Genomic DNA, 21,609 nt, shown 5'->3' with positions numbered 1-21,609 from the left:
GCCGCTTCGTATTCGTTTGCAAGGAATCGGACGATGAACGATCTCGCGAACCAGACCACCCCTGCCACGCCCGTCATCAGCAAGGACAACGCCACCTACACCAGCCTGTTCCAGGACGACCAGGCGCAGCGTTGCGCCACCGATGCGCCGCTCGCGAACATCAGCCCGCTGGCGTACCTGATCGATCTGAAAGCGCGTATCGACGCTTTCGAAGATCGCGCCGAGACCAGCGAGGCCAACCTGCTGGCGCAGCGGCGTCCCGATCTGCTGCGCATGAGTCTGGATGACAAGAACCTGAAGAATACGTTGCCCGCCCAGCGCCTGGTGATCGAGCTGCTGGAGGACCGGGTTCGCGAGAAGCGGCCCAAGGATGCTTCGCTGCAGCAAACCCTCGCCAGTGCGACCTACCCGGTCGAGTTGCCGTTTCATTACGCGTGGGAGTCGATCAAGACGACTCTGGAGAAAAAGCGCCTGTCGATCTGGGACGTGGTACGCACGGCGGATGTCGAGTACCCGAACTTCACCTTCGACCACATCACCTCGGCGGCCTTGCGTGCAGCTACCACGCTGAGCAGCGGTTTTTCCCCAGAACTGCGCGGTTTGTTGCTGGCTGAACATGCCTCTGATGCAGCCCTGTATGAAAGCAGCTTCCATCTCAAGGACAGCAATGCACTGGAAACCCTGAGCACCACCCAGGGGCTGTGCAAGGCCCTGGGCGTAACGCGCAAGGAATTGCGCCGCCTGCTCGCCGTGCAGGCTATCGGCGAAGGGAAAACGTCGGTGGTGCTCAGCGACTACGTGACCAGTGAGGACGTGGCGGATGCCTCCAGCGACATGCACGGCGCCGCGTTCATCAATAATGGCGACACCCCCCTGTACCTCAGCCGGCCGGATCCGGCGCTGAAAACCGTGAAGATCGAAGGCCTCACCGCCGGCCATCTGGATCGCCTGCAGCGCATGGTGCGCTTGCAGCGGGCGCTGGAACTGAGCGCCGATGAAACCGATGCACTGGTCATGGCCGCGCACTGGGCGCAAGAACGAGGTGAAGGCATCGAGCCGGACATGCTTGATGTCCTGTTGCCGCAGGAGGTGCCGGACGAACCCGAAGAAGACTATGCGCTGAGTGAAAACACGCTGCGGGCGCTCGGCCTGTTCCGCCATCTGCAGCAGAAGTACGGCGTCAAACCCTACCAGTACGTCGCCTTCCTCGATGAGATTTCGCCCTACGGCATCGGTCGCAGCGAGTCGTTCTACGACAGGCTGTTCAACCCTGGCGACATTGTTGAGCGGGATGACTCAGAACCTGTGCTGCTCCTGGACGACAGCGAATTCGACCCCAATGCCAAGGACGGCAAGGATGCGCTGACCCTCAAGCAGCTGTGTGTCGCGTTCAAGGTGGACGAGGCGCTGCTGCGTACCGTTCTGGCGTGGGTGCTCAAGGCCCAGGGGCTGGCGAAGCCGAGCCGTTCGCTGGCGGTGGTGTCCGCCTGCTACCGGATGATTGCCCTGCCGCGCCTGTTCGGTATGTCGGCCACCGACGGCATGCTCGTGCTGAGCATCCTGATGCGGGAGAAACCGGCCTACGAAACCCAGCTCGCCGGAAAACCCACCCTCCTGCCGGCCGGTGAGGCGGACATCGTCGATGTGCTGGCCGGTGTGATGAACACCATCGAATGGCTGAAACGCCAGAAGATGACCGTCGAGCAGGTATTCCTGGTGCTCAATCCGCAGGTTCCGCTGGTCCGCCAGACGTGGATCGAGGCGTTCACCTCCGAGGCGGTTACCGCCGAGGGGGACGACGAAAGCTGTTGTCGCGCCGTTCTGCACAAGGCGCTTGGACTCGACCATGACAGCTTCGTCCTGCCGTTGTTGAGCTGGATCGGGAGGGATGTTTCCGGCTTTCGCAAGCGATTGAATATTATCCACGGCAAGATCAAGCAAGGCATGAGACCAGGCCCGTGCTTCACTGCCGACGATGCCGAGTGCTGGGCCCGGCTGGAGCGCCATGCCGCGGTAGTGAAAGTGCTTGGCATCGAGGTCACGACCCTGGAAGAACTCGTCGCCAATCCGGCCTGGTTCAATCTTCAAGGCGCCGAGGCTTCTGCGCTGCGAGATCTGGACTTGACCACACTGCATCAGCTCACCCGTTACAAGACGATCCTGGGGGTTCTTCCCAGCAGCACCAAGGAAGGTGACCTGCTCGAGTATTTCCACGACATGAACGGCGACGACGCAGTCGAGGCAAGCGACGCCTGGAGCAGACTGGCGACCTTGCTTGGCCTGCCCGTGGAGAGCCTCGTCAATATCGCGCTGGTTCAACCACCGGCCACGGTGCGCGACCTGGAGCGCCTGCTGCGTCAGCTCGACCTGGCCGCCAGGAGTGGCGTGTCGGTCGATGCCCTGATCGAGATGGGCGAGCTCAAGGACAGCACGGACTACGCAGCCTTTCAGTGTTGTGCGGTCGCGCTGCGCAAGGGCTGTTCGGCCAGCGAGCGCAAACTGATCGACAACGAACTGGGAGGCATCTGGCGCGAGGCCTTGCTGCAATGGCTGGTGGCTCACTGGCTGCCGGGTAACAAGACCCTGGTCGGCATCGAAAGTCGTCAGGACCTGGCCGATTACCTGCTGGTCGATGTCGAGGTGTCCCATGAGCCGGTGACGACGCGCGTGGCGTCGGCCATCACCAGCCTGCAGCGCTACCTGCATCAGTTGCACGCGCGTCTGGAGCCTGGCTACGAGTACGTCGCCATCCCGATGCAGGAGCGCGACGACTGGGTCAACTTCGCCAGTCGCTACGAGAGCTGGCGTACCCGCCGGGAGCTGCACAACGAGCCACAGAACTTCATCGACCCGACCCGTCGCCAGCGTCGCACCGAGGCGTTCAAGGAACTGGAGAACCTGCTGGCTCAGGGCAAGCGTCAGACCGAAGACATTCAGACCGCGATGCTCGGCTACCTCAGCAGCTTCGAGAAGGTCAGCAACATCCAGCCCATTTCGGTCTATGCCGATGGCACCCTGCCACTGGCTGATACCTACCACTTCATCGGCAAGACCAATGTCGAACCGGTGGAATACTACTGGCGCACCCTGGACCTGTCCCGGCGCGACCAGGACAACGCGCCGAGCATGCTGGCGTGGGGCGAATGGCAGAAGATCTCGCTGGCGGTCAACGGTGGGATCGCCACCACCCACTTGCCCAAGGTGGGTGAAGACACTTCCAAGGAGGGCGAAGATACGCCCAAGGAGGGTGAAGGCACGCCCAAGGTGAGTGAAGACACTTCCACGGAAGATGAAGACACTTCCAAGGAAGATGAAGACACTCCCAAGGAGGATGAAGACACTCGCACTCGCATCGAACTGATCCGCCCCGTGATCATTGCCGGGCGTCGCTATGTCGTCTGGGTCGAACGCGACGCCACGGCGATCGCGATGGGCAGCGACAACAAGGCCAGTCCGTACTATCCGCTGCGCGTGTGTTTCGCCTTCCAGCAGACCGATGGTTCGTGGGCACCGCCCAACGAATTGCTGTGCCTGGATGGGCATGATGCGAACGGCAAGTTCGTCGGGACGCGCGAGTCCGTTCCAGGTGTCGGCGCCAACGGCACCGCAACAGGCAATGCTTACCTGAAAACCATGGATTTCGAGCCCGGCCTGACGGTGATGGTGAACAGTACCGGTGACCGCTTCAACGATCCGTGGCTGACCGTGTTGCTGTTCGATGCGGCAGAAAGCAACTTCACTGGAGAAAGCAAGAAAGCCAAGTGGAAGCGAAACGAAGACTATTTCATTGTCGTGCGCGACCTGCTGCTGATCGAAGAAAAGGACCTGGACGCACAAGACAAGGACAAGCGTCCGATCGAAACCCAGCTGGTGAAAAACTGGCTGAAGTTCTTCCGTGATCCGCGGGTGGTGCAGCACCCCTATGTCGGTGCACTCATCGATCTCAAGGAAGAAAGTGCAAAGTCCAAGGCGTTCAAATGGGGCGATGAAGCGACGGATACCAAGCTTGCAGCCGTTTATGACGTGACGAAGAAGGGCGATGTTGTGCTGAACGGGGCACTGAGCAGCGATCAGCAGGCCATTGATGTATCCGTTGAAATGGACAGCGAATGGAGTGCCCGCCAGGACATGTGGCACTTCACGTCTGTCAAGGTTGCGGCGAACGGTCCGCTGTTCGATCTGGAAATCGAGGCAAACAAGCTTGACGAAGAGCAGGTGACCCTGACGTTGTCTGTGACTTCGCAGAGTACCAATCTGGATCGCTACTTCTGCGTGTATTTCACTGGCAACTGCGCGAGAACCGGGGCAAAGGCCTTCTCCGCCAGGATCGATTTCCACGAGGGTGGAAAAACATGGAGTACTCAGGCTAGCGCCAAGAAAGGCATTGTCCTGTCAGGGCTGGATCTGCATATCCACGTAGAGTCCCGGCTCGGCTCGGGGGTGGGTGACCTTCCATGGTTCGAACCCGGCCTGAAGGCTAGCTCTCGTTTTCGAGCGGGCGAAGCCAATCTCGCAATGGTGCTGACGGCCACATTGGCGGCGGCGAATAACGCGACCTGGACGCTGTCGACAGACGATAAATCGCTGCTCAAACGCTTTAAGCTCGACACACTGGAGGCCTGGTCGAAGGACAAGCCGGATGCCTTCGCCGCCCTCAAGAAAGTACTGTGGACGACCCGCTACACCACGCAGCAGATCTACAACGAACGCCTTCAGTTGCCGCCCGACAGCGGTACCGATAGGCGACGCTCCATTGCCGATGCCATCGATAGTGCACGAGGCCTGAACCGCCAGGATGTGGTCGATTTCTTCATACTGGAGGAAACTGCGGCAGTGACCGCAGAACAGATCGACCTGGGTGACAAGCTGACCGCGGAGGCGGCCGTCCGTTTGCGCCACCTGTACCCCCAGGAATGCATGCGCATTTTGCTGAAAATTGATCCGAAGCACGAGATGTCCTGGGAGGACGTTCTGATCACCGATGGCGATAGCCGCACCAGTTGCCTCTGTCCGGTCAGTCGGGATATCCCGCTCTACACGTTCAAACTGACGGTTTCCGACCCGAATATGGACGGCAAGACCCTGGCGACCCTGACCCGTGTCTACAAGCTGGAGGACAAGCTCGACGATGCGGTACCCAGCGTACAGATCCGGCGCAATGGCCAGCAGGCGCTGTACCTGGATCTGAAAGAGGCCAACCAGAAGGCCGAGGAAAAAGACAGGCTGGCGGTGCAGAGCCTCCGCCTCAACACCCTGTTCGGCAAGCAACTGGTGGCGCTGGCGACGCAGTCCGTCGACATGGCCCTGTCATGGCACGCACAGTCGTTGCCGGAGCCGCCGATGGAGGCGGGCAGCGAGGGCGGTACCGTCGATTTCCGTGGCGCCAATGGCCTGTATTTCTGGGAGCTGTTCTTCCATGTGCCGTTCCTGGTGGCCTGGCGCCTGCGGGAAACCCGCCAGTATCACCAGGCATGGCATTGGTGCACGCGCTATCTGTTCGATCCCTACCGGACGGCGAACGACGACGTGACCGGACAACCGGCGTTCTGGCTCAGCCAGCCGCTGCTGGATCGTGGCGCGCTGCAGACGACGGTTGGCGTCGACGATCCCGACCTGCTGGCTTACTCGCGCCCCGAGTGCTATCGCCAGGCCCTGCACCGCTTCGTCGTGGAAAGCTGGCGCCGGGAGGGCGACGACCTCTATCGTCAGTTCACCCCGGGCAGCCTGGCGGCGGCTTCCATGTGCTACGAGAAGGCCCTGCGCCTGATCGGGGTGCTGCCCGAGCTGTTTTCCACTGCTCCTGGCGAACCCATCACCCTGCAAAGGGCGACCACCTCCGATTTGAGTGTGCCGCTCAACACGTCGCTGGTTCAGTTGCGCAACCTGCTGCGCAACCGTCTGCACAATCTGCGTCATGGGCTGACCCTGGATGGCAAGCGGGTGCCGCTGTCGTTGTACGGGGAGGATGAGTCGCAGGATGGTTTCGGCCATGGCGGCTTCCTGCTGGGCGGCGTCGCCGGGCAGAAAGCGCCATTGCAGGTTCCACCTTATCGCTACAGGGAAGTCCGTGAGCGTGCCGACGCCGCGGTCGTTCAGCTGATCGGGCTGGGGCGCGAGCTGATGCACGTCTACGAGCGTGAGGCCGATGAAAGCCTGAATGTGGCGAGCAAGGCCAACCTCATACTGCTCTCGGAATTCACCTGCCGGCTGCAGACGGAGGCCGTGGAGGCCGCCCGGCGCGGCAAGGATACCTTGCTCGCCAGCAGGCAACAGACGCAGCACCGCCTGGATCACTACAAGGAGCGGGTGGACGAGGGAATCCTTGACCTCGAACATGCGGCCAGTGCTGCCGGCTATGTCGCGCAATCCCTGCTGGCGCTGGCGGTGCCGTTCGAACATGCCGCCGGTATCACCGATACCATCCCGACCATCTATGGCATGGCCTTTGGTGGTTCGAAGCCTTCTTCACCGATGGCCAAGACCGCGCTCGGCCTGCGTGCCGCGGCGCAGATCTCGGAACTGGTGCAGGACGAGCTGCGTACTCAGGCTGACTATGAGCTGCGCCGCATCGAATGGCAGTTCGAAGTGGATCAGGCGCAGCTGGAACTGAAGGTCTTCGACAAGCAACTGGCGGAGCAGGAGGTGCAGATCCGCGCCACGCAGATCGCCCTGGAGGAGGCCCGTGCCCAGCAGCAGGCCCAGCGCGAGGAGTACGACCTGATGGTCTCGGGGTTCGCCATTGTGCCGACCTACACCTGGATGATCGGACAACTGTCGCAGATCTACGCGAAGGCCTATGACGCGGTGCTGTCGTTGTGCCTGACCGCGCAGGCGAGCCTGCAATACGAGCTTGGCGACTTCACCCAGCGCTTCATCAGGACCGGCGCCTGGCGCGACAACTGGCGCGGCATGCTGGCCGGGGAATCGCTGCAGCGGGACCTGCTGGAGATGGATGCCCGGAGGGTCGTCGCCAACGAGCGCGGCATGCATATCCGCAAGGACATTTCGCTGGTGAAGTGCGGAAAGTTGAAAGAAGCGGACCTGCACAAGGGGTTGGTCGACGGCAAGCTGCTCTTCGCGCTTCTGGCCCAGGACTTCGACCTCGACTTCCCTGGGCATTTCCTGCGCAGGATCGTCTCGCTGTCCGTCTCGATGACGCTCGAGAACGGCCCTGCTGCCGAGCCGGTGGCGGCCATGCTGACCCAGACTGGCAATACCCTGCTGCTCAAGCCCGATATCGAAGGGGCGAAGCGCTTGTACAAAAGCAAGGAAGGCACGGAGGAAAACCTCGTCTGCGACCTGCGCACCAACCAGCAGATCGTCGTCTGGTCCACCGGTGAGATGGTGCGCGACCAGATCATTCATCGCACGCTGTTCGACGAGGCGCGCTACCTGCCGTTCGAAGGTACCGGGGCCATTTCCAGATGGGAGCTGTCATTCCCCGGGGGGGCCAGCGTCAATCCGGCACTGAAGGATGGCGAAAAATGGAAAGTGAAAGACATCGTGGTCCACCTTGATTACACCGCTGTCGATGGCGGCGATGAGTTCCGTGAGGCCGTGAGGTCACTGTTGCCGAAGAAATAGACACTGACGGCCGCTGTTGGCCTGGGTTTCCAGGTCGACAGTGGCCGTTTGGCGGCAAATTGCCACCGTCGATCGGTTGCAACCTTCTCAAGCCATTTCCCCGGCTTCCAGCGTGACAATGCGCTGCTAGGCTTCGACGGCATACCCCTGCTGGAACCTCTTCGCGAGTCGGTCCGTTGCGACGGTCAGCCCGCGATGGCTGACCGTTCCAGGACAACGACATCGCCAGAAGGTCGCCCGTCATGCCATCCCGCCTGCTGCTGTTCTGCGTACTGCTTCTTTCCACCGGACCGGCGCTGGCGATGACCATCTACCAGAGTCGCGACGCCTATGGCGTGGTGACCTACTCCGACCGGCCAATGGCCGGGTCGCGGCCCTTCGTGTTCCGCGATCGCATGGAGGAAAAGCTCGACAGCCAGGTACACCTCCAGGTAACCCCGCATGCCGAAGGCGTGCATTTCTCCGTGTACAACGAGCTGTACGCACCGGTGGAAGTGGAACTGCGCCTGGAACGCCTGGGCAACGCCCGCGAAAGCGGCCCGCGGGTGGTGCGCCGGGTGATCGCACCGCGGGCCACGGTGGCGCTGACCGGCCTCAGCACGCTGCGCCCGGGGCAGAAAGTCACCTACCGGGAAACCTTCCGCACCGCTCTCGGCGATCCCGCGCTGCGTCCCCAGGCCTACCGTTACCCGCTGCCCTGGCGCGGCGGGCCGTTCCGCCTGACCCAGGGGCCCAACGGTCGCTTCAGTCATTACGGGCCGAAAGGCCGCTACGCCATGGATATCGCCATGCCCGAAGGCACGCCGATCATTGCCGCGCGGGCCGGGGTGGTGGTCAAGGTGGAAAACCAACAGAGCGGTCGGGGCACCCAGCCGTCGGGCAATTTCGTCAGGGTCATGCACAACGACGGCACCATGGGCGTGTACCTGCACCTGATGCGCGGTTCGGTGGTGGTCCGCGAGGGCCAGCAGGTGGCCTATGGCACGCCGCTGGCGCGCTCCGGCAATACCGGCAGGAGCACCGCGCCGCACCTGCATTTCGTGGTGCAGCGCAATGTCGGGCTGGCGGTGGAGTCGATCCCCTACCAGTTCAACCAGTCCATCGGCGGCTTGCCGAACTTCACCGCCGGCAACCCCTAGCGACTCAATCGAGCTTGAGCACCTTGGCCAGGACGATCTTCGGTCCTTTCATCTTCTTGATGATGATGCGCAGGCCTTCGACCTCCAGCACTTCTTCTTCTTCCGGAACCCGCTTGAGGGTCTCGTAGACCAGGCCGGCGAGGGTTTCCGCCTCGATATGGTCGAGGTCGATGCCAAGCAGGCGTTCGACCTTGAACAGCGGCGTATCGCCGCGCACCAGCAGCTTGCCCGGCTGGTAGGCGAGGATGCCGCGTTCGGTCTTGCGGTGTTCGTCCTGGATATCGCCGACCAGCACTTCCAGTACGTCTTCCATGGTCAGGTAGCCGATGACCTTGCCGTCGGCTTCCTCGACCAGGGCGAAGTGCGCGCCGCCCTTGCGGAACTGCTCCAGCAACTGCGACAGCGGCATGTGCCGGGACACGCGCTCCAGTGGGCGGGTCAGCTCAACCAGGTTGAACGACTCCGGTACATGGTCGAGGGCCGCCAGCTCCAGCAGCAGGTCCTTGATGTGCAGCAGGCCGACGAACTCGCCGCGTTCGGCGTCGTACACCGGGTAGCGGCTGAACTTGTGGCGGCGGAACATGGCCAGGATTTCCTTCAACGGCGCATTGACGTCGAGGCTGATCATGTCTTCGCGGGAGTTGGCCCAGTCGACCACTTCCAGTTCGCCCATTTCCACCGCCGAGGCCAGCACGCGCATGCCCTGGTCGCTGGGGTCCTGGCCGCGGCTGGAGTGGAGGATCAGCTTGAGTTCCTCGCGGCTGTAATGGTGTTCGTGGTGCGGCCCCGGCTCGCCCTGGCCGGCGATGCGCAGGATGGCGTTGGCGCTGGCGTTGAGCAGGTAGATGGCCGGGTACATCAGCCAGTAGAACAGGTACAGCGGCACGGCGGTCCACAGCGACAGCAGTTCCGGCTTGCGGATCGCCCAGGACTTGGGCGCCAGTTCGCCGACCACGATGTGCAGGTAGGAAATCACGAAGAAGGCGCTGAAGAACGAAATGGCCTTGATGATTTCCGGCGACTGCACGCCGACCGCGGCCAGCAGCGGTTCGAGCAGGTGGGCGAAGGCCGGTTCACCGACCCAGCCCAGGCCCAGCGAGGCCAGGGTGATACCCAGCTGGCAGGCGGAGAGATAGGCATCCAGCTGACTGTGTACGGTGCGCAGGATGCTGCCGCGCCAGCCGTGCTGCTCGGCGATCGACTCGACCCGGGTCGAGCGCAGCTTGACCATGGCGAACTCGGCGGCAACGAAGAAGCCGTTGAGCAGAACCAGGAGCAGGGCGAAGAGAATCATGCCGAAATCGGCGAAAAGGGAGGTGAGGCTGATACTGGAGGAGGGATCCATGATGGGGTTTTACGGCGTTCCGTGTTCTTGAAATAGTAAGAAATAGGTGCCAGCTCGTGCTGGCACGGGTCCGCCAATGTAGCGGCTGAGGGCGCAAATGCAAAGTGCGCTGGATCAGTAAGCCTTCTGCGCGACGAGCTGGGCGGCGGGGAAGTGGCAGGTGAAGGTGCTGCCGTGGCCGGGCACGCTGCTGATATCCAGGCGACCGCGGTGGCGCAGCAGCACGTGCTTGACGATCGCCAGGCCCAGGCCCGTGCCGCCGGTATTGGAGGCGCGGCTGGAGTCGACCCGGTAGAAGCGTTCGGTCAGGCGCGGCAGGTGCTTGGCGTCGATGCCGATGCCGGAATCCTGCACGCTGAGGTGCGCGCCCTGTTCATCGGCCCACCAGCGGATACGGATGTTGCCTTCGTCCTGGGTGTACTTCACGGCGTTGAAGATCAGGTTGGAGAAGGCACTGCGCAATTCCGTCTCGCTGCCCTTCAGGCGCAGGCCGGACTGGGCGTCCAGGGTGATGCGCTGGTTGCGCTGGCCGGACAGGGCCTGGGCATCGCCCTTGATCGATTGCAGCAGGGTGTCGATGGCCACCGGGTGGTTGTCCGAGGGGTAGTCGGTGGCTTCCAGCTTGGCCAGGAGCAGCAGGTCGTTGAGCAGGGTCTGCATCCGCGAGCCCTGTTGCGCCATCTGCTGCAGGGCCCGGACCCAGCGCGGATTGACGTCCTCGACGTTGTCCAGGAGGGTTTCCAGGTAGCCGGCGATCACGGTCAGCGGCGTGCGCAGTTCGTGGGAGACGTTGGCGACGAAGTCCTTGCGCATCTGTTCCAGCTGGTGGATGCGGGTGACATCGCGAACCAGCATCAGGTGCTCGTTGTTGCCGTAGCGGGTGATGTGGAACTGGATGCGGATGCGGTCGCTGGTCGGCGAAGGGATTTCCAGCGGTTCGAGGTAGTTGTCCTGTTCGAAGTATTCCTTGAAGCGCGGATGGCGCACCAGGTTGGTCACCGGCTGGCCGCTGTCCTGCGGGGTCTTCAGGCCCAGCAGGGTCTCGGCGGCGCGGTTCCACCATTCCAGGTTGCCTTCGCTGTCGAGCATGATCACCGCGTCCTTCAGCGCGGCGGTGGACTCCTGGACACGGTCGATCACCGCCTGCAGACGCCCGCGCACGCGCTGGTCGCGACGTTGCAGGTGATAGATGCTGTCGAACACCTCACCCCACAGGCCGTAGCCATCCGGTGGCGGCTCGTCGGATTTGTGCTCCTGCAGCCATTGGTGCAGGCGCAGCATCTGCTTGAGGGTCCAGCCCAGGTAGACCGCCAGGCCAAGGGCCAGGCTCCAGCCGTAGTAACCGCTGATCAGCCCGACCAGCAGGCAGACGGTGATCAGCAGCAGCATGTGGCGAATCAGGGTGCCGTGCCAGTTCTGGTTCAATTGGGAATCCTTGCGGATCGGCTTCGCATTGCAAGGCTGAAGCCGATCTCCTTGTGCTTTTGCTCTTGCCTGAGGCTTTTGGCTTGCGGCGTGCGGCAGTTGTCAGCCCTTGGTCGAGAAACGGTAACCGGTGCCGCGAACGGTTTGTACCAGATTCTCGTAGGCATCACCCAGCGCTTTGCGCAGACGCCGGATATGCACGTCGACGGTGCGTTCTTCGACATAGACGTTGCCGCCCCACACCTGGTCGAGCAACTGGCCCCGGGTATAGGCGCGCTCCTGGTGGGTCATGAAGAATTGCAGCAGGCGGTATTCGGTCGGGCCCATCTCGGCCGGTTTGCCGTCGATGGTCACGCGGTGGCTGATCGGGTCGAGCAGCAGGCCGCCGACTTCGATCGGTGCTTCGCCATCGGTCGGGCCAGCGCGGCGCAGTACGGCCTTGAGGCGGGCGACCAGCTCGCGTGGCGAGAACGGCTTGGTGATGTAGTCGTCGGCGCCGACTTCCAGACCCTGGATCTTGTTGTCTTCCTCACCCTTGGCGGTGAGCATGATGATCGGTACGTCGCTGGTCAGCTCGTCGCGCTTCAGGCGGCGGGCCAGTTCGATGCCGGAAGTGCCCGGCAGCATCCAGTCGAGCAGGATCAGGTCCGGCTTGCGATCGACGATGATGGCGTGCGCCTGCTGGGAATTCTCGGCCTCCAGGCAGTCATAGCCGGCCATTTCCAATGCAACGGCGATCATCTCGCGAATTGGCGCTTCGTCGTCGACGATCAGAATGTTTCTGCCAACCATGCTCAAACCTCTCCCGGACTCTGGTGTCTTGGCCCGCATTAGATAACGGAATTATTGCAGCTGTGTGACAAGTCCGGGGCCGTTGCAGCAACTTCTTGTTACTGAACTAGGCTTTAAATCCCGATCCCGACAAACACGGTGAATCCAATGACACGACATACGCTGAACTGGATGGCTCTTTGCGCGACGCTGGCACTACCGGGATTGGCCATGGCCGACCATGCCATGGAGAAGGCCGGAATGCTGGTGGATCATGCCGGCATGACGCTCTACACCTTCGACAAGGACAGCGCCGGCAAGTCGATGTGCAATGGCGAATGCGCGAAGAACTGGCCACCCCTGATGGCCGCGGGCGGCGAGAAGGCCGAAGGCAAGTGGACGCAGATCAAGCGCGACGACGGCAGCATGCAATGGGCCTATGACGGCAAGCCGCTGTACACCTTCGTCAAGGACAAGAAGGCCGGTGACATGACGGGCGATGGCATGAAGGATGTGTGGCACGTGGCCAAGCCGTAGCGCTGGATGATGCCTTCCTTGTAGGCGCTGGCTTGCCTGCGAACGGGCGCGAAGCGGCCGCAGGGGGTCAGGCTTACCTGGGACTCAGGTCTTGCGACGGCTGTGCCGTCGTTCGCAGGCAAGCCAGCTCCTACGAGGGATTGTGCACATCACGAGGTCAGCGCGTGAGGTAGTGGATCACGATGCTGACGAAGATGATCAACCCGGCCCAATGGTTGTGCAGGAACGCCTTGAAGCAGGCCTCCCGCTCCAGGCCGCGGGTCGACCAGTATTCCCAGGCGAAACACAGCGCCGCGCCGAACAGGCCCAGGTGGAACCAGCCCCCCAGACCGAACTGATTGCCCGCCAGCAGCAGGCACAGCAGCGACGCGCCCTGCAGCGACAGAATGATGATGCGATCGGCCTCGCCGAAGAGGATCGCCGTGGATTTCACACCGATCTTCAGGTCATCGTCGCGGTCGACCATGGCGTAGTAGGTGTCATACCCCACCGTCCACAACAGGTTGGCGATGTACAGCAGCCAGGCGATCGCCGGCAGCTCGCCGGTGGCCGCGGTGAAGGCCATGGGGATGCCCCAGGAATAGGCCGCGCCAAGCACCACCTGCGGGTAGTAGGTGTAGCGCTTCATGAACGGGTAGCACGCTGCCAGGGCGACCGCGCCGAACGACAGCAGCACGGTCTTCTGGTTGGTGCACAGCACCAGCAGGAAGCTGACCCCCAGCAGGATGACGAACAGCGTCAGGGCCTCGCGGGCGCTGATCCGCCCGGCCGCCAGGGGCCGCTCGGCGGTGCGTTTGACGTGGCCATCCACCTTGCGGTCGGCGAAGTCGTTGATGGCGCAGCCGGCGGCGCGCATGAACACCACGCCGAACAGGAAAATCAGCACGTTGGCCAGCGTGGGTGCGCCGTTGGCGGCGATCCACACCGCCGACAGGGTCGGCCACAGCAACAGGTAGATGCCGATCGGCTTGTCCATGCGGCTCAACTGGATGAAGTCCCAGGCCCGCGGATGCAGGCGATTGAGCGACTTGAGCAGATTCAGGTACATCAGCGCACCTCCTTGTACGCTGCGGTTGCCTGCCACAGGGCGGGCAGGAAGACTTCGGCCACCAGCAGGCGCAGGGCGCCACGGTCGAAGCGCGAACGGCGCCCCCAGAGGCCGTCGACCGCCTGCTCGACGGGCAGCCAGGCGGCTGGATACTGGCAGACCTCGATGGCCTGACGGGCGAAGCCCTGGTCGCAGAACAGCAGTTCGCCCAGCGAGCGGCTGCCCAGTGATTCCATGTCCAGGCCGTCGTCGCGCAGGGCGTCGCGGCCAGCCACGCTGCGGGCGAACACCCAGGGCTCGCCGTGGCCGCGCAGATAGACTTCACGGACCCAGCCCTCACTACCGGGCGCCAGGCCCAGGGCCAGGCATTCGTCTTCGCGCAGGGACTGCCAACCCTCGTAGAGCGGGGTCACGGAAAATTGCTGGGCGGACAGACGGGTCAGGCGGCGGGTCAGGGAACCCTGGTCGAACAGCCAGTCGAGGATCAGCGCCGGGGTCTTCGCGGCGAGCCGCGGCGTATGCGGCGTCCAGGGTGCGGCGGGATATTGCGGGGATTCGTTTGGCACGGTAGGTATGCAGTTACAGGCCAGTGAAGCGCCGGAGCTTAACATGTTTGGCGAGGCGGCTTGCATAGGTTGGCCGGGCTCAGTACAAAGCCCGCTGAGGGTCGATCGCCATATCCATAACACAATGATCGTGCCTGGCCTGAATCCAAGGAGAAACTGATGAAAAAGTGGCAATGCGTGGTGTGCGGCCTGATCTATGACGAGGCCGAGGGCTGGCCTGATGACGGCATCGCCCCGGGCACGCGCTGGGAAGATGTACCCGAGGACTGGCTGTGCCCGGATTGCGGCGTGGGCAAGACCGATTTCGAAATGATCGCCATCGGCTGATCCGCTTTTTTCCCCCTGACAAGGACATTCAAGGCATGACCGATCCCGTAGTGATAATCGGCACCGGACTGGCGGGCTACAACCTCGCTCGCGAATTTCGCAAGCTCGACGGCGAGACGCCGTTGCTGCTGATCAGCGCGGACGATGGCCGCTCCTATTCCAAACCGATGCTTTCTACCGGTTTTGCCAAGAACAAGGATGCCGACGGCCTGAGCATGGCCGAACCCGGCGCCATGGCCGAGCAGCTCAAGGCCGAGGTGCGCACCCACACCCGTATCAGTGGCATCGATCCAGGCCACAAGCGCCTGTGGATCGGCGAAGAGCAGGTGCGCTATCGCGACCTGGTGCTGGCCTGGGGCGCGGAAACCGTGCGTGTACCGATCGATGGCGATGGCGGCGACGCGGTGTTCCCGATCAACGACCTCGAGGATTACGCGCGCTTCCGGGCTGCCGCGGTCGGCAAGCGCCGGGTGCTGATCCTCGGTGCTGGCCTGATTGGCTGCGAATTCGCCAATGACATGAGCCTGGGCGGCTTCGAGGTCGCGGTGGTGGCGCCGTGCGAGCAGGTCATGCCGACCTTGCTGCATCCGGCCGCCGCGGCGGCGGTCCAGAGCGCTCTGGAAGGGCTGGGCGTGCGCTTCCACCTGGGGCCGGTCGTGACCCGTCTGCAGCGAGTGGCGCAGGGGCTGGAAGCTCACCTGTCGGATGGCAGCATGATCGCCTGCGACCTGGTGGTCTCGGCGGTCGGCCTGAAGCCGCGCACCGACCTCGCGGCGGCGGCGGGCCTGCGTATCAATCGCGGGGTGGTGGTGGACCGGCAACTGCGCACCTCCCACGCCAATATCTTCGCCCTGGGTGATTGCGCCGAGGTCGAGGGTCTCAACCTGCTCTACGTGATGCCCCTGATGGCGAGCGCACGCGCGTTGGCGCAGACCCTGGCGGGCAATCCCGGCACGGTGACCTACGGCTCGATGCCGGTCACGGTGAAGACCCCTGTCTGCCCGCTGGTGGTGTCGCCTCCGCCCCTGGGTACGGAAGGAAAATGGACTGTCGAAGGGCAGGGCGGGGACCTGAAAGTGCTCTGCCACGATGCCCAGGGCCAATTGCTCGGTTATGCACTGACCGGTAGCGCGGTAATGGAGAAGCTGGCGCTGAATCGCCAGCTTCCGCCCCTTCTGGCGTAAATACCGGTCGTTCTGTCGGATTTAGCGTCCTATTGTCTTGCCAATGGCCGCCCAGAGACTGGCGCGGCCCTTGGCGGCGTGCCATCCTCACTTCCGTCTGCCGCAGTTTAGAGCCTGCGGTGCCTTGGGCGCTGCTTGCAAAGGCAGCACGGCATAACAACAAAAAATTCCGTCAAAGAGGCTTCACCATGCGTAAACCCGATCTCGCCGCAGCCATCGCCGATAAGGCCGACCTCACCAAAGAGCAGGCCAACCGTGTTCTGAATGCCATTCTCGATGAAATCGCCGTTGCATTGAGCAAGAAGGACACTGTGACCCTGGTTGGTTTTGGCACCTTCGAACAGCGTCACCGCGGTGCTCGCACCGGCAAGAACCCGCAAACCGGCGAGCCGGTGAAAATCAAGGCGAGCAACACGGTCGCCTTCAAGCCGGGCAAAAACCTCAAGGACAGCGTCAATCCGTAGTGGACGCAGCGAATGCAGACAGAACGGGCATCCCAGGGATGCCCGTTTTGTTTTGCGGCGAACGTGAGAGAAAAGCCACTGATTCTGTAGCTTTCGTTCGCTAAAAAGATAAACTGCGCCAGCCAGTCATTTTTTCACCGAGGCGCAGTCATGAAGTTCCGCTTTCTCCTTTGGGCCATGGGGCTGTTGATGGCCCGGGCCAGTCGCAAGAATCCGGCGTTCCAGCAGCAGTTGCAGAACAAGGACCTGGTGTTCCAGCTCCAGACCCTGGACGGCAAGGCCGCCCGGCATTTCATCGTCAAGGACAGCCGCATCAGCAGCAGTGGTGGCACGCACCCGGCACCAGCGTTCGCCATCGCCTTCAGGGATGCCGCGTTCGGCTTCGAGACCCTTCAGGCGAAGAACAAGCAACTGGCGTTCATGCAGGGGATTCAGGACAAGACCATCCAGATCAAGGGCAATCCGGCGCTGGTGATGTGGTTCCAGGGCTTGATGAAGTACCTGAAACCGAAGAAGTAGGATCGGGCTTGCCCGCGAAAGGCCTGCGCAGCAGGCCCGGCTCGAGGTGACACAGGGACCGCGTTGCGGTCCTTCGCGCAGTGCTTCAGTGCTGGGTGAACTGCGAAGCCAGTTCGCGCAGCATCACTTCCGCTTCCAGCACCTTGTTCACGACATCCTCGGCTTTCTCGCGACTGATGTTCAGGCGCTCGAGCAGTTCGTCCGGAATCGCCTCGTCCGGCCCTGAACCGATGCCACGGGCGCGCAGCAGGCGGACGGACAGGCACACCAGGTTGGCGAACGGTGCATGGTCACCGGCGTAGTACGGATCGTTCTGGAAGCGCAGCGCGGTGGCCAGCTCATCCGGCATGTCCCAGAAACGCATCAGCCAGGCGCCGATCTGCTCGCGGCTGATACCCAGCAGGTGCTGCTCGACGTAGCTGTGGCAGACGTGCGGGTTGACCTCCAGGTGTCGGCAGATCAACGAGAAGTGTGGCGGGAACACGTGGGCCAGCAGCAGGTAGCCGAAGTTGTGCAGCAGGCCCGCCAGGTAGGTCAGGCCCGCCTCGGGGCGTTCGGCCCGCGGCATGGCACGCGTCAGGCCCTCGATCACCGCCGCGGTGTAGATCGATTGCTGCCAGTACGGTGTGGTGTGTTGCGGGTGGTCCTTGGGCAGGCTGAGGGTCTTGCCCAGAGCCAGGCCCAGCGCCAGGTTGATCACCAGATCGAAACCCAGCACGCGGACGATGGCATCTTCCACCGAGCGGATCTTGCCGGGTGAGGCGTAATAGGGCGACGCCGCCCAGCTGACCACCTGGGCGGCCAGTGCCGGATCGGTTTCCACCACGCCGGTGATGTCGTCGATGGTGGCGTTGGGATCGACGCGCAGCTTGATGATCTTCTGCGCGGTCTCGGCCAGCGGCGGGATCTCGATGGTCGACTCCAGACGCTGCTGAATACGCCGTGCGGTGAATGCCTGGACCGCCTGGGTAATTTCCTCGCGGTCGTCCGCCGGCCGGTCGAGGTTGGGCTGGATCTGGCTCAGCAGTTCGCCGAACTGGCCGGCACTGGCCTTGCTGAGCATCTTGCGGAAGTCGTCGCGCTCGAACTCCAGCAGCAAGCCGGCTTCACCCGACTGCACCAGCAGCGCCGAGGGCTTGAGCACGCTCTCGTCGTACAGGCAGGGCGAGCTGGTCAGCGCCGGGATGCCGGGCAGGACCTTCAAACCGTGCTTGTCGAGCATGTGCTGCAGTCGCTCCAGCGGAACGGCGGCGAGCTTGCGTCCGGTCAGTTCGGTCAGGCGGTTGAGGTCGAGCAGCTGGTTTTGAGGGAACAGGACCATCAGGGCGCCGACCGAGTCGTCGAGAAGGACGGCCTGGAGGCGGGTTTCAGGCGGCAACTGCGGGTGGTCGGCCACTTCACGGTAGGCGACGCCCAGCTTGTCGAGCAGCAGCCGGATAACAGACGGAACCTGTGGGGTTGCGGTATCGAGGGCAACTTCAATCATGGGTCTGTATCCAAATTCTTCACAGAGGCAAAAGTATAACCAGCTTGACTGGCGGCCTGGATCCAATTCCGCCGAACGCGTCACACCTGGCCGTATTGTTGGCCGTGACGCAGCCAGCGCTCCAGCAGCGGGCTGACGTGATCGGGCCAGCGCGCCAGCAGGGCCTGGGCCGCGTCGCGCACGGCGGGCAGCAGGTCGGCGTCGCGCATCAGATCGGCGACCTTGAATTGCAGCAGGCCGGTCTGGCGGGTGCCGAGCATTTCACCGGGGCCGCGCAGCTCCAGGTCTTTCTCGGCGATGACGAAACCGTCATTGGTTTCGCGCATGATCCCCAGGCGTTCGCGACCGATCTGCGACAGCGGCGGATGGTAGAGCAGCACGCAGTGGCTCACCGCGCTGCCGCGTCCGACCCGGCCGCGTAACTGGTGCAACTGGGCCAGGCCCAGACGCTCGGGGTTTTCGATGATCATCAGGCTGGCGTTGGGGACGTCGACGCCGACCTCGATCACCGTTGTCGCCACCAGCAATTGCAGGCGGCCTTCCTTGAATTCAGCCATCACCGCGGCTTTTTCCGCGGCTTTCATGCGCCCGTGGATCAGGCCCACGCGCAGCTCGCCGAGGGCGCTCGAAAGTTCTTCGAACGTGGTTTCGGCGGCCTGGCAGGTCAGTTCCTCGGACTCTTCGATCAGGGTGCATACCCAGTAGGCCTGGCGCCCTTCGGCGCAGGCGGCGCGGACCCGCTCGACCACCTCGAAGCGGCGGCTGTCGGTAACCAGCACGGTGTTGACCGGGGTTCGCCCGGGCGGCAGCTCGTCGAGGATCGAGGTATCCAGGTCGGCATAGGCGCTCATCGCCAGGGTCCGCGGGATCGGCGTGGCGGTCATGATCAGCTGGTGCGGGCAGAAGCGTCCACCGACGCCCTTCTGGCGCAACGCCAGGCGCTGCTGGACGCCGAAGCGGTGCTGTTCGTCGATGATCGCCAGGGCCAGGTTGTGGAATTTCACCTCGTCCTGGAACAGCGCGTGGGTGCCGACCACCATCGGCGTGCCGCTGGCGATCTGCTCCAGCGCCGCGGTACGGGCCTTGCCCTTGAGCTTGCCGGCGAGCCAGGCGACGTCGATGCCCAGCGGTTCGAGCCAGCGCTTGAAGGTGATGAAATGCTGCTCGGCGAGGATCTCGGTGGGCGCCATCAGCGCCACCTGGTAGCCGGCTTCCAGCGCCTGCAGGGCGGCGAGGGCAGCGACCACGGTCTTGCCGGCGCCGACATCGCCCTGCACCAGGCGCAGCATCGGTTCGTGCTGGCTCAGGTCGTAGGCGATCTCATTGCCGACCCGCTGCTGCGCGCCGGTCGGCGGGAAGCCCAGGTTGGCCAGGAACTGCGTGGGCAAGCGAGTGGCCCTGGGCAGTACCGGCGCGCGCAGGGCCCGCAGGCTTTCGCGCAGGCGTTGTTGCGACAGCTGATGGGTCAGCAGCTCTTCGAAGGCCAGGCGGTGTTGCGCCCAGTGCTGGCCTTCGGCGAGTTCGTCGACATCGGCGTCCGCCGGTGGTTGATGCAGGTAGCGAATCGCCTCGTCCAGCGGCCCCAGCTGGTAATCCCGGGCCAGTTGCTCCGGCAGCCAGTCGGGCAGGCTGCGTGGGCCGAGCAGCGCCAGGCTCTGCTGGCAGAGCTGGCGCAGGCGCTGTTGGGTAAGGCCTTCGGTGGTCGGGTAGATCGGGGTCAGCGTCTGGTCCACCGGTGGCGGTGGTTCGTTGCCGTTCAGGGTGCGGTATTCCGGGTGGTAGATCTCCAGGCCGGAGGCACCGGGACGGGCTTCGCCATAGCAGCGCACATGGGTACCGCGCTTGAGCGCGTCCTTCTGCGCCATGCTGAAGTGATAGAAACGCAGGCTGAGCACACCGCTGCCATCACCCAGGCGCACCACCAGGCTGCGCCGTTTGCCCATGACCACGTCGGCGCCACTGACCACGCCTTCGATCACTGCATCCTGGCCCGGGCGCAAGGCGCCGATGGGCACCACGCGGGTGCGGTCCTGATAACGCAGCGGCAGGTGGAACAGCACGTCCTGGAGGTTTTCCAGACCGACCTTGGCCAGTTTTTCGGCCAGGGCATCGCCAACGCCTTTCAGTGCCGTAACCGACACCCGGGACAACTCGGTCATGACGACAACCTACTCGTCCGCGGGTGGCTTGGCCACGGAGCACAGGCGGATCGAATCAGCGAGGATCTCGATGGCCTTGGGCCGCGGGAAACTGGCGCGCCAGGCGATGGCGACGGTGCGGTAAGGGGCCGGCTGGCTCAGCGGGCGCACTTCGATCACCCCGGGGGCGTAATGATGGCTATGCACCGCCGACAGCGGCAGGATCGACACGCCCAGGCCGGAGGCGACCATATGGCGGATGGTTTCCAGCGAACTGGATTCCACGGTGGTATGCCTGGCGCCCTCGCTGCCCTTGTTCAGGGTCGGGCATGCCTCCAGGACCTGGTCGCGGAAGCAGTGACCCTCACCGAGCAGCAACAGGCTCTTGTCGTTGAGCAGGCTGGCGTCGATGGTTTTCTGCTCGGTCCACGGGTGGCCGCTGGGCATCAGCACGTAGAACGGCTCGTCGTAGAGCGGCAGGGTCAGGACGTCGGCCTCGTTGAACGGCAAGGCGATGATCACCGCGTCGAGCTCGCCGTTGCGCAGCTTGTCGCGCAGGACGTGGGTGAAGTTCTCCTCGATGTACAACGGCATCTGCGGAGCGACCCGGTGCAGTTGCGGAATCAGGTGCGGGAACAGGTACGGACCGACGGTGTAGATCGCGCCGACCTTGAGCGGTGCGGTCAGCTGGTTTTTGCCGGCCTGGGCCAGCTCGCGAATACCCTGGGCCTGTTCGAGGACCTTCTGCGCCTGGGCGACGATGCTTTCGCCGACCGGCGTCAGGCGCACCGCGCTCTTGCTGCGCTCGAAGATCAGCACGCCCAGTTCGTCCTCCAGCTTCTTCACGCCCACCGACAGGGTCGGCTGGCTGACGTGACAGCGCTCGGCGGCATGGCCGAAGTGCTGCTCCTGAGCAAGAGTGACGATGTAGCGCAATTCTGTGAGGGTCATAACGTGCGTCCATGAAGTAGCGGCCCCAGCATAGCGGCTGCAACCGATAGACGCACCTTATCAGACTTGCATCGGTGCGACAGAAACGACGATTACGCTCGATAAAAAGCCGGCCGCGTGGGCGG

Annotated in this window: 15 protein-coding genes; 7 read left to right on the top strand and 8 right to left on the bottom strand. The window is 63.4% G+C overall.

Annotated elements, in window-relative coordinates:
• The first annotated feature begins 33 nt into the window (after window positions 1-33).
• Window positions 34-7,584 (top strand): Tc toxin subunit A-related protein, encoded by a 7,551-nt coding sequence (locus CHB99_RS30410; protein ID WP_042121587.1) that lies wholly within the window; start codon window positions 34-36, stop codon window positions 7,582-7,584.
• Window positions 7,585-7,826: 242 nt separating this feature from the next.
• The gene (locus CHB99_RS04320; protein WP_042121586.1) at window positions 7,827-8,723 is read left to right on the top strand and encodes a peptidoglycan DD-metalloendopeptidase family protein; all 897 of its coding nucleotides are present in this window, start codon (window positions 7,827-7,829) and stop codon (window positions 8,721-8,723) included.
• A 4-nt stretch (window positions 8,724-8,727) separates the two neighbouring features.
• On the opposite strand, the gene CHB99_RS04315 is transcribed toward CHB99_RS04320, so the two are convergent.
• From CHB99_RS04315 to phoB, 3 genes are all read right to left on the bottom strand, one after another.
• Window positions 8,728-10,068 carry a hemolysin family protein gene (locus tag CHB99_RS04315; protein ID WP_042121585.1) on the bottom strand — a complete coding sequence of 447 codons (1,341 nt, stop codon included), beginning with the start codon at window positions 10,066-10,068 and terminating at the stop codon, window positions 8,728-8,730.
• A gap of 114 nt (window positions 10,069-10,182) precedes the next feature.
• On the bottom strand, window positions 10,183-11,511 hold the full coding sequence (phoR, locus tag CHB99_RS04310; protein WP_377698789.1) for a phosphate regulon sensor histidine kinase PhoR: 1,329 nt from the start codon (window positions 11,509-11,511) through the stop codon (window positions 10,183-10,185).
• Window positions 11,512-11,595: 84 nt separating this feature from the next.
• Window positions 11,596-12,285 carry a phosphate regulon transcriptional regulator PhoB gene (gene phoB, locus CHB99_RS04305; RefSeq protein ID WP_009394423.1) on the bottom strand — a complete coding sequence of 230 codons (690 nt, stop codon included), beginning with the start codon at window positions 12,283-12,285 and terminating at the stop codon, window positions 11,596-11,598.
• 147 nt (window positions 12,286-12,432) lie between these two features.
• Here phoB and CHB99_RS04300 point away from each other — a divergent pair, with 147 nt between their 5' ends.
• Entirely contained in the window at window positions 12,433-12,801 is a 369-nt protein-coding gene (locus CHB99_RS04300) for a COG4315 family predicted lipoprotein (protein ID WP_042121583.1), read from the top strand.
• 157 nt (window positions 12,802-12,958) lie between these two features.
• On the opposite strand, the gene ubiA is transcribed toward CHB99_RS04300, so the two are convergent.
• Both ubiA and CHB99_RS04290 read right to left on the bottom strand, forming a co-directional pair.
• On the bottom strand, window positions 12,959-13,849 hold the full coding sequence (gene ubiA / locus CHB99_RS04295; RefSeq protein ID WP_042121581.1) for a 4-hydroxybenzoate octaprenyltransferase: 891 nt from the start codon (window positions 13,847-13,849) through the stop codon (window positions 12,959-12,961).
• Window positions 13,849-14,460 (bottom strand): chorismate--pyruvate lyase family protein, encoded by a 612-nt coding sequence (locus tag CHB99_RS04290; protein WP_042121695.1) that lies wholly within the window; start codon window positions 14,458-14,460, stop codon window positions 13,849-13,851. The genes ubiA and CHB99_RS04290 overlap by 1 nt, the downstream gene beginning before the upstream one ends.
• A 114-nt stretch (window positions 14,461-14,574) precedes the next feature.
• Here CHB99_RS04290 and CHB99_RS04285 point away from each other — a divergent pair, with 114 nt between their 5' ends.
• The 4 genes from CHB99_RS04285 (at window position 14,575) to CHB99_RS04270 (ending at window position 16,909) form a co-directional block, all read left to right on the top strand.
• On the top strand, window positions 14,575-14,742 hold the full coding sequence (locus CHB99_RS04285; RefSeq protein ID WP_009394419.1) for a rubredoxin: 168 nt from the start codon (window positions 14,575-14,577) through the stop codon (window positions 14,740-14,742).
• A gap of 35 nt (window positions 14,743-14,777) precedes the next feature.
• Window positions 14,778-15,926 carry an NAD(P)/FAD-dependent oxidoreductase gene (locus CHB99_RS04280; RefSeq protein ID WP_042121579.1) on the top strand — a complete coding sequence of 383 codons (1,149 nt, stop codon included), beginning with the start codon at window positions 14,778-14,780 and terminating at the stop codon, window positions 15,924-15,926.
• A 188-nt stretch (window positions 15,927-16,114) separates the two neighbouring features.
• Window positions 16,115-16,390 carry an HU family DNA-binding protein gene (locus tag CHB99_RS04275; RefSeq protein ID WP_042121578.1) on the top strand — a complete coding sequence of 92 codons (276 nt, stop codon included), beginning with the start codon at window positions 16,115-16,117 and terminating at the stop codon, window positions 16,388-16,390.
• Window positions 16,391-16,540: 150 nt separating this feature from the next.
• Complete coding sequence (locus tag CHB99_RS04270) at window positions 16,541-16,909, top strand: SCP2 sterol-binding domain-containing protein (protein WP_042121576.1); 369 nt, start codon at window positions 16,541-16,543, stop codon at window positions 16,907-16,909.
• Window positions 16,910-16,994: 85 nt separating this feature from the next.
• On the opposite strand, the gene CHB99_RS04265 is transcribed toward CHB99_RS04270, so the two are convergent.
• The 3 genes from CHB99_RS04265 to CHB99_RS04255 form a co-directional block, all read right to left on the bottom strand.
• Window positions 16,995-18,395, bottom strand: a complete 1,401-nt coding sequence (locus CHB99_RS04265; protein WP_042121574.1) for an aminoacyl-tRNA deacylase and HDOD domain-containing protein — start codon at window positions 18,393-18,395, stop codon at window positions 16,995-16,997.
• A gap of 80 nt (window positions 18,396-18,475) precedes the next feature.
• Window positions 18,476-20,554, bottom strand: a complete 2,079-nt coding sequence (gene recG, locus CHB99_RS04260; RefSeq protein WP_042121572.1) for an ATP-dependent DNA helicase RecG — start codon at window positions 20,552-20,554, stop codon at window positions 18,476-18,478.
• A gap of 9 nt (window positions 20,555-20,563) precedes the next feature.
• Window positions 20,564-21,484, bottom strand: a complete 921-nt coding sequence (locus CHB99_RS04255; protein ID WP_042121571.1) for a hydrogen peroxide-inducible genes activator — start codon at window positions 21,482-21,484, stop codon at window positions 20,564-20,566.
• Window positions 21,485-21,609: the final 125 nt, after the last annotated feature.

The organism is Pseudomonas japonica (genome assembly GCF_900188455.1).
GTDB classification, from domain to species: Bacteria; Pseudomonadota; Gammaproteobacteria; order Pseudomonadales; family Pseudomonadaceae; genus Aquipseudomonas; species Aquipseudomonas japonica.
Note: the sequence above shows the minus strand (reverse complement) of the source record. Positions and strands in the feature narration are given on the sequence as shown.

What these genes read in the sequence shown, in the direction of transcription:
- CHB99_RS04275 (WP_042121578.1), top strand. Translation starts at nt 16,115, where the DNA reads ATGCGTAAACCCGATCTCGCCGCAGCCATCGCCGATAAGGCCGACCTC.
- CHB99_RS04255 (WP_042121571.1), bottom strand. Translation starts at nt 21,484, where the DNA reads ATGACCCTCACAGAATTGCGCTACATCGTCACTCTTGCTCAGGAGCAG.
- CHB99_RS04315 (WP_042121585.1), bottom strand. Translation starts at nt 10,068, where the DNA reads ATGGATCCCTCCTCCAGTATCAGCCTCACCTCCCTTTTCGCCGATTTC.
- CHB99_RS04300 (WP_042121583.1), top strand. Translation starts at nt 12,433, where the DNA reads ATGACACGACATACGCTGAACTGGATGGCTCTTTGCGCGACGCTGGCA.
- recG (WP_042121572.1), bottom strand. Translation starts at nt 20,554, where the DNA reads ATGACCGAGTTGTCCCGGGTGTCGGTTACGGCACTGAAAGGCGTTGGC.
- CHB99_RS04285 (WP_009394419.1), top strand. Translation starts at nt 14,575, where the DNA reads ATGAAAAAGTGGCAATGCGTGGTGTGCGGCCTGATCTATGACGAGGCC.
- CHB99_RS04265 (WP_042121574.1), bottom strand. Translation starts at nt 18,395, where the DNA reads ATGATTGAAGTTGCCCTCGATACCGCAACCCCACAGGTTCCGTCTGTT.
- CHB99_RS04290 (WP_042121695.1), bottom strand. Translation starts at nt 14,460, where the DNA reads ATGTTAAGCTCCGGCGCTTCACTGGCCTGTAACTGCATACCTACCGTG.
- CHB99_RS04280 (WP_042121579.1), top strand. Translation starts at nt 14,778, where the DNA reads ATGACCGATCCCGTAGTGATAATCGGCACCGGACTGGCGGGCTACAAC.
- ubiA (WP_042121581.1), bottom strand. Translation starts at nt 13,849, where the DNA reads ATGTACCTGAATCTGCTCAAGTCGCTCAATCGCCTGCATCCGCGGGCC.
- CHB99_RS04320 (WP_042121586.1), top strand. Translation starts at nt 7,827, where the DNA reads ATGCCATCCCGCCTGCTGCTGTTCTGCGTACTGCTTCTTTCCACCGGA.
- CHB99_RS04270 (WP_042121576.1), top strand. Translation starts at nt 16,541, where the DNA reads ATGAAGTTCCGCTTTCTCCTTTGGGCCATGGGGCTGTTGATGGCCCGG.
- CHB99_RS30410 (WP_042121587.1), top strand. Translation starts at nt 34, where the DNA reads ATGAACGATCTCGCGAACCAGACCACCCCTGCCACGCCCGTCATCAGC.
- phoB (WP_009394423.1), bottom strand. Translation starts at nt 12,285, where the DNA reads ATGGTTGGCAGAAACATTCTGATCGTCGACGACGAAGCGCCAATTCGC.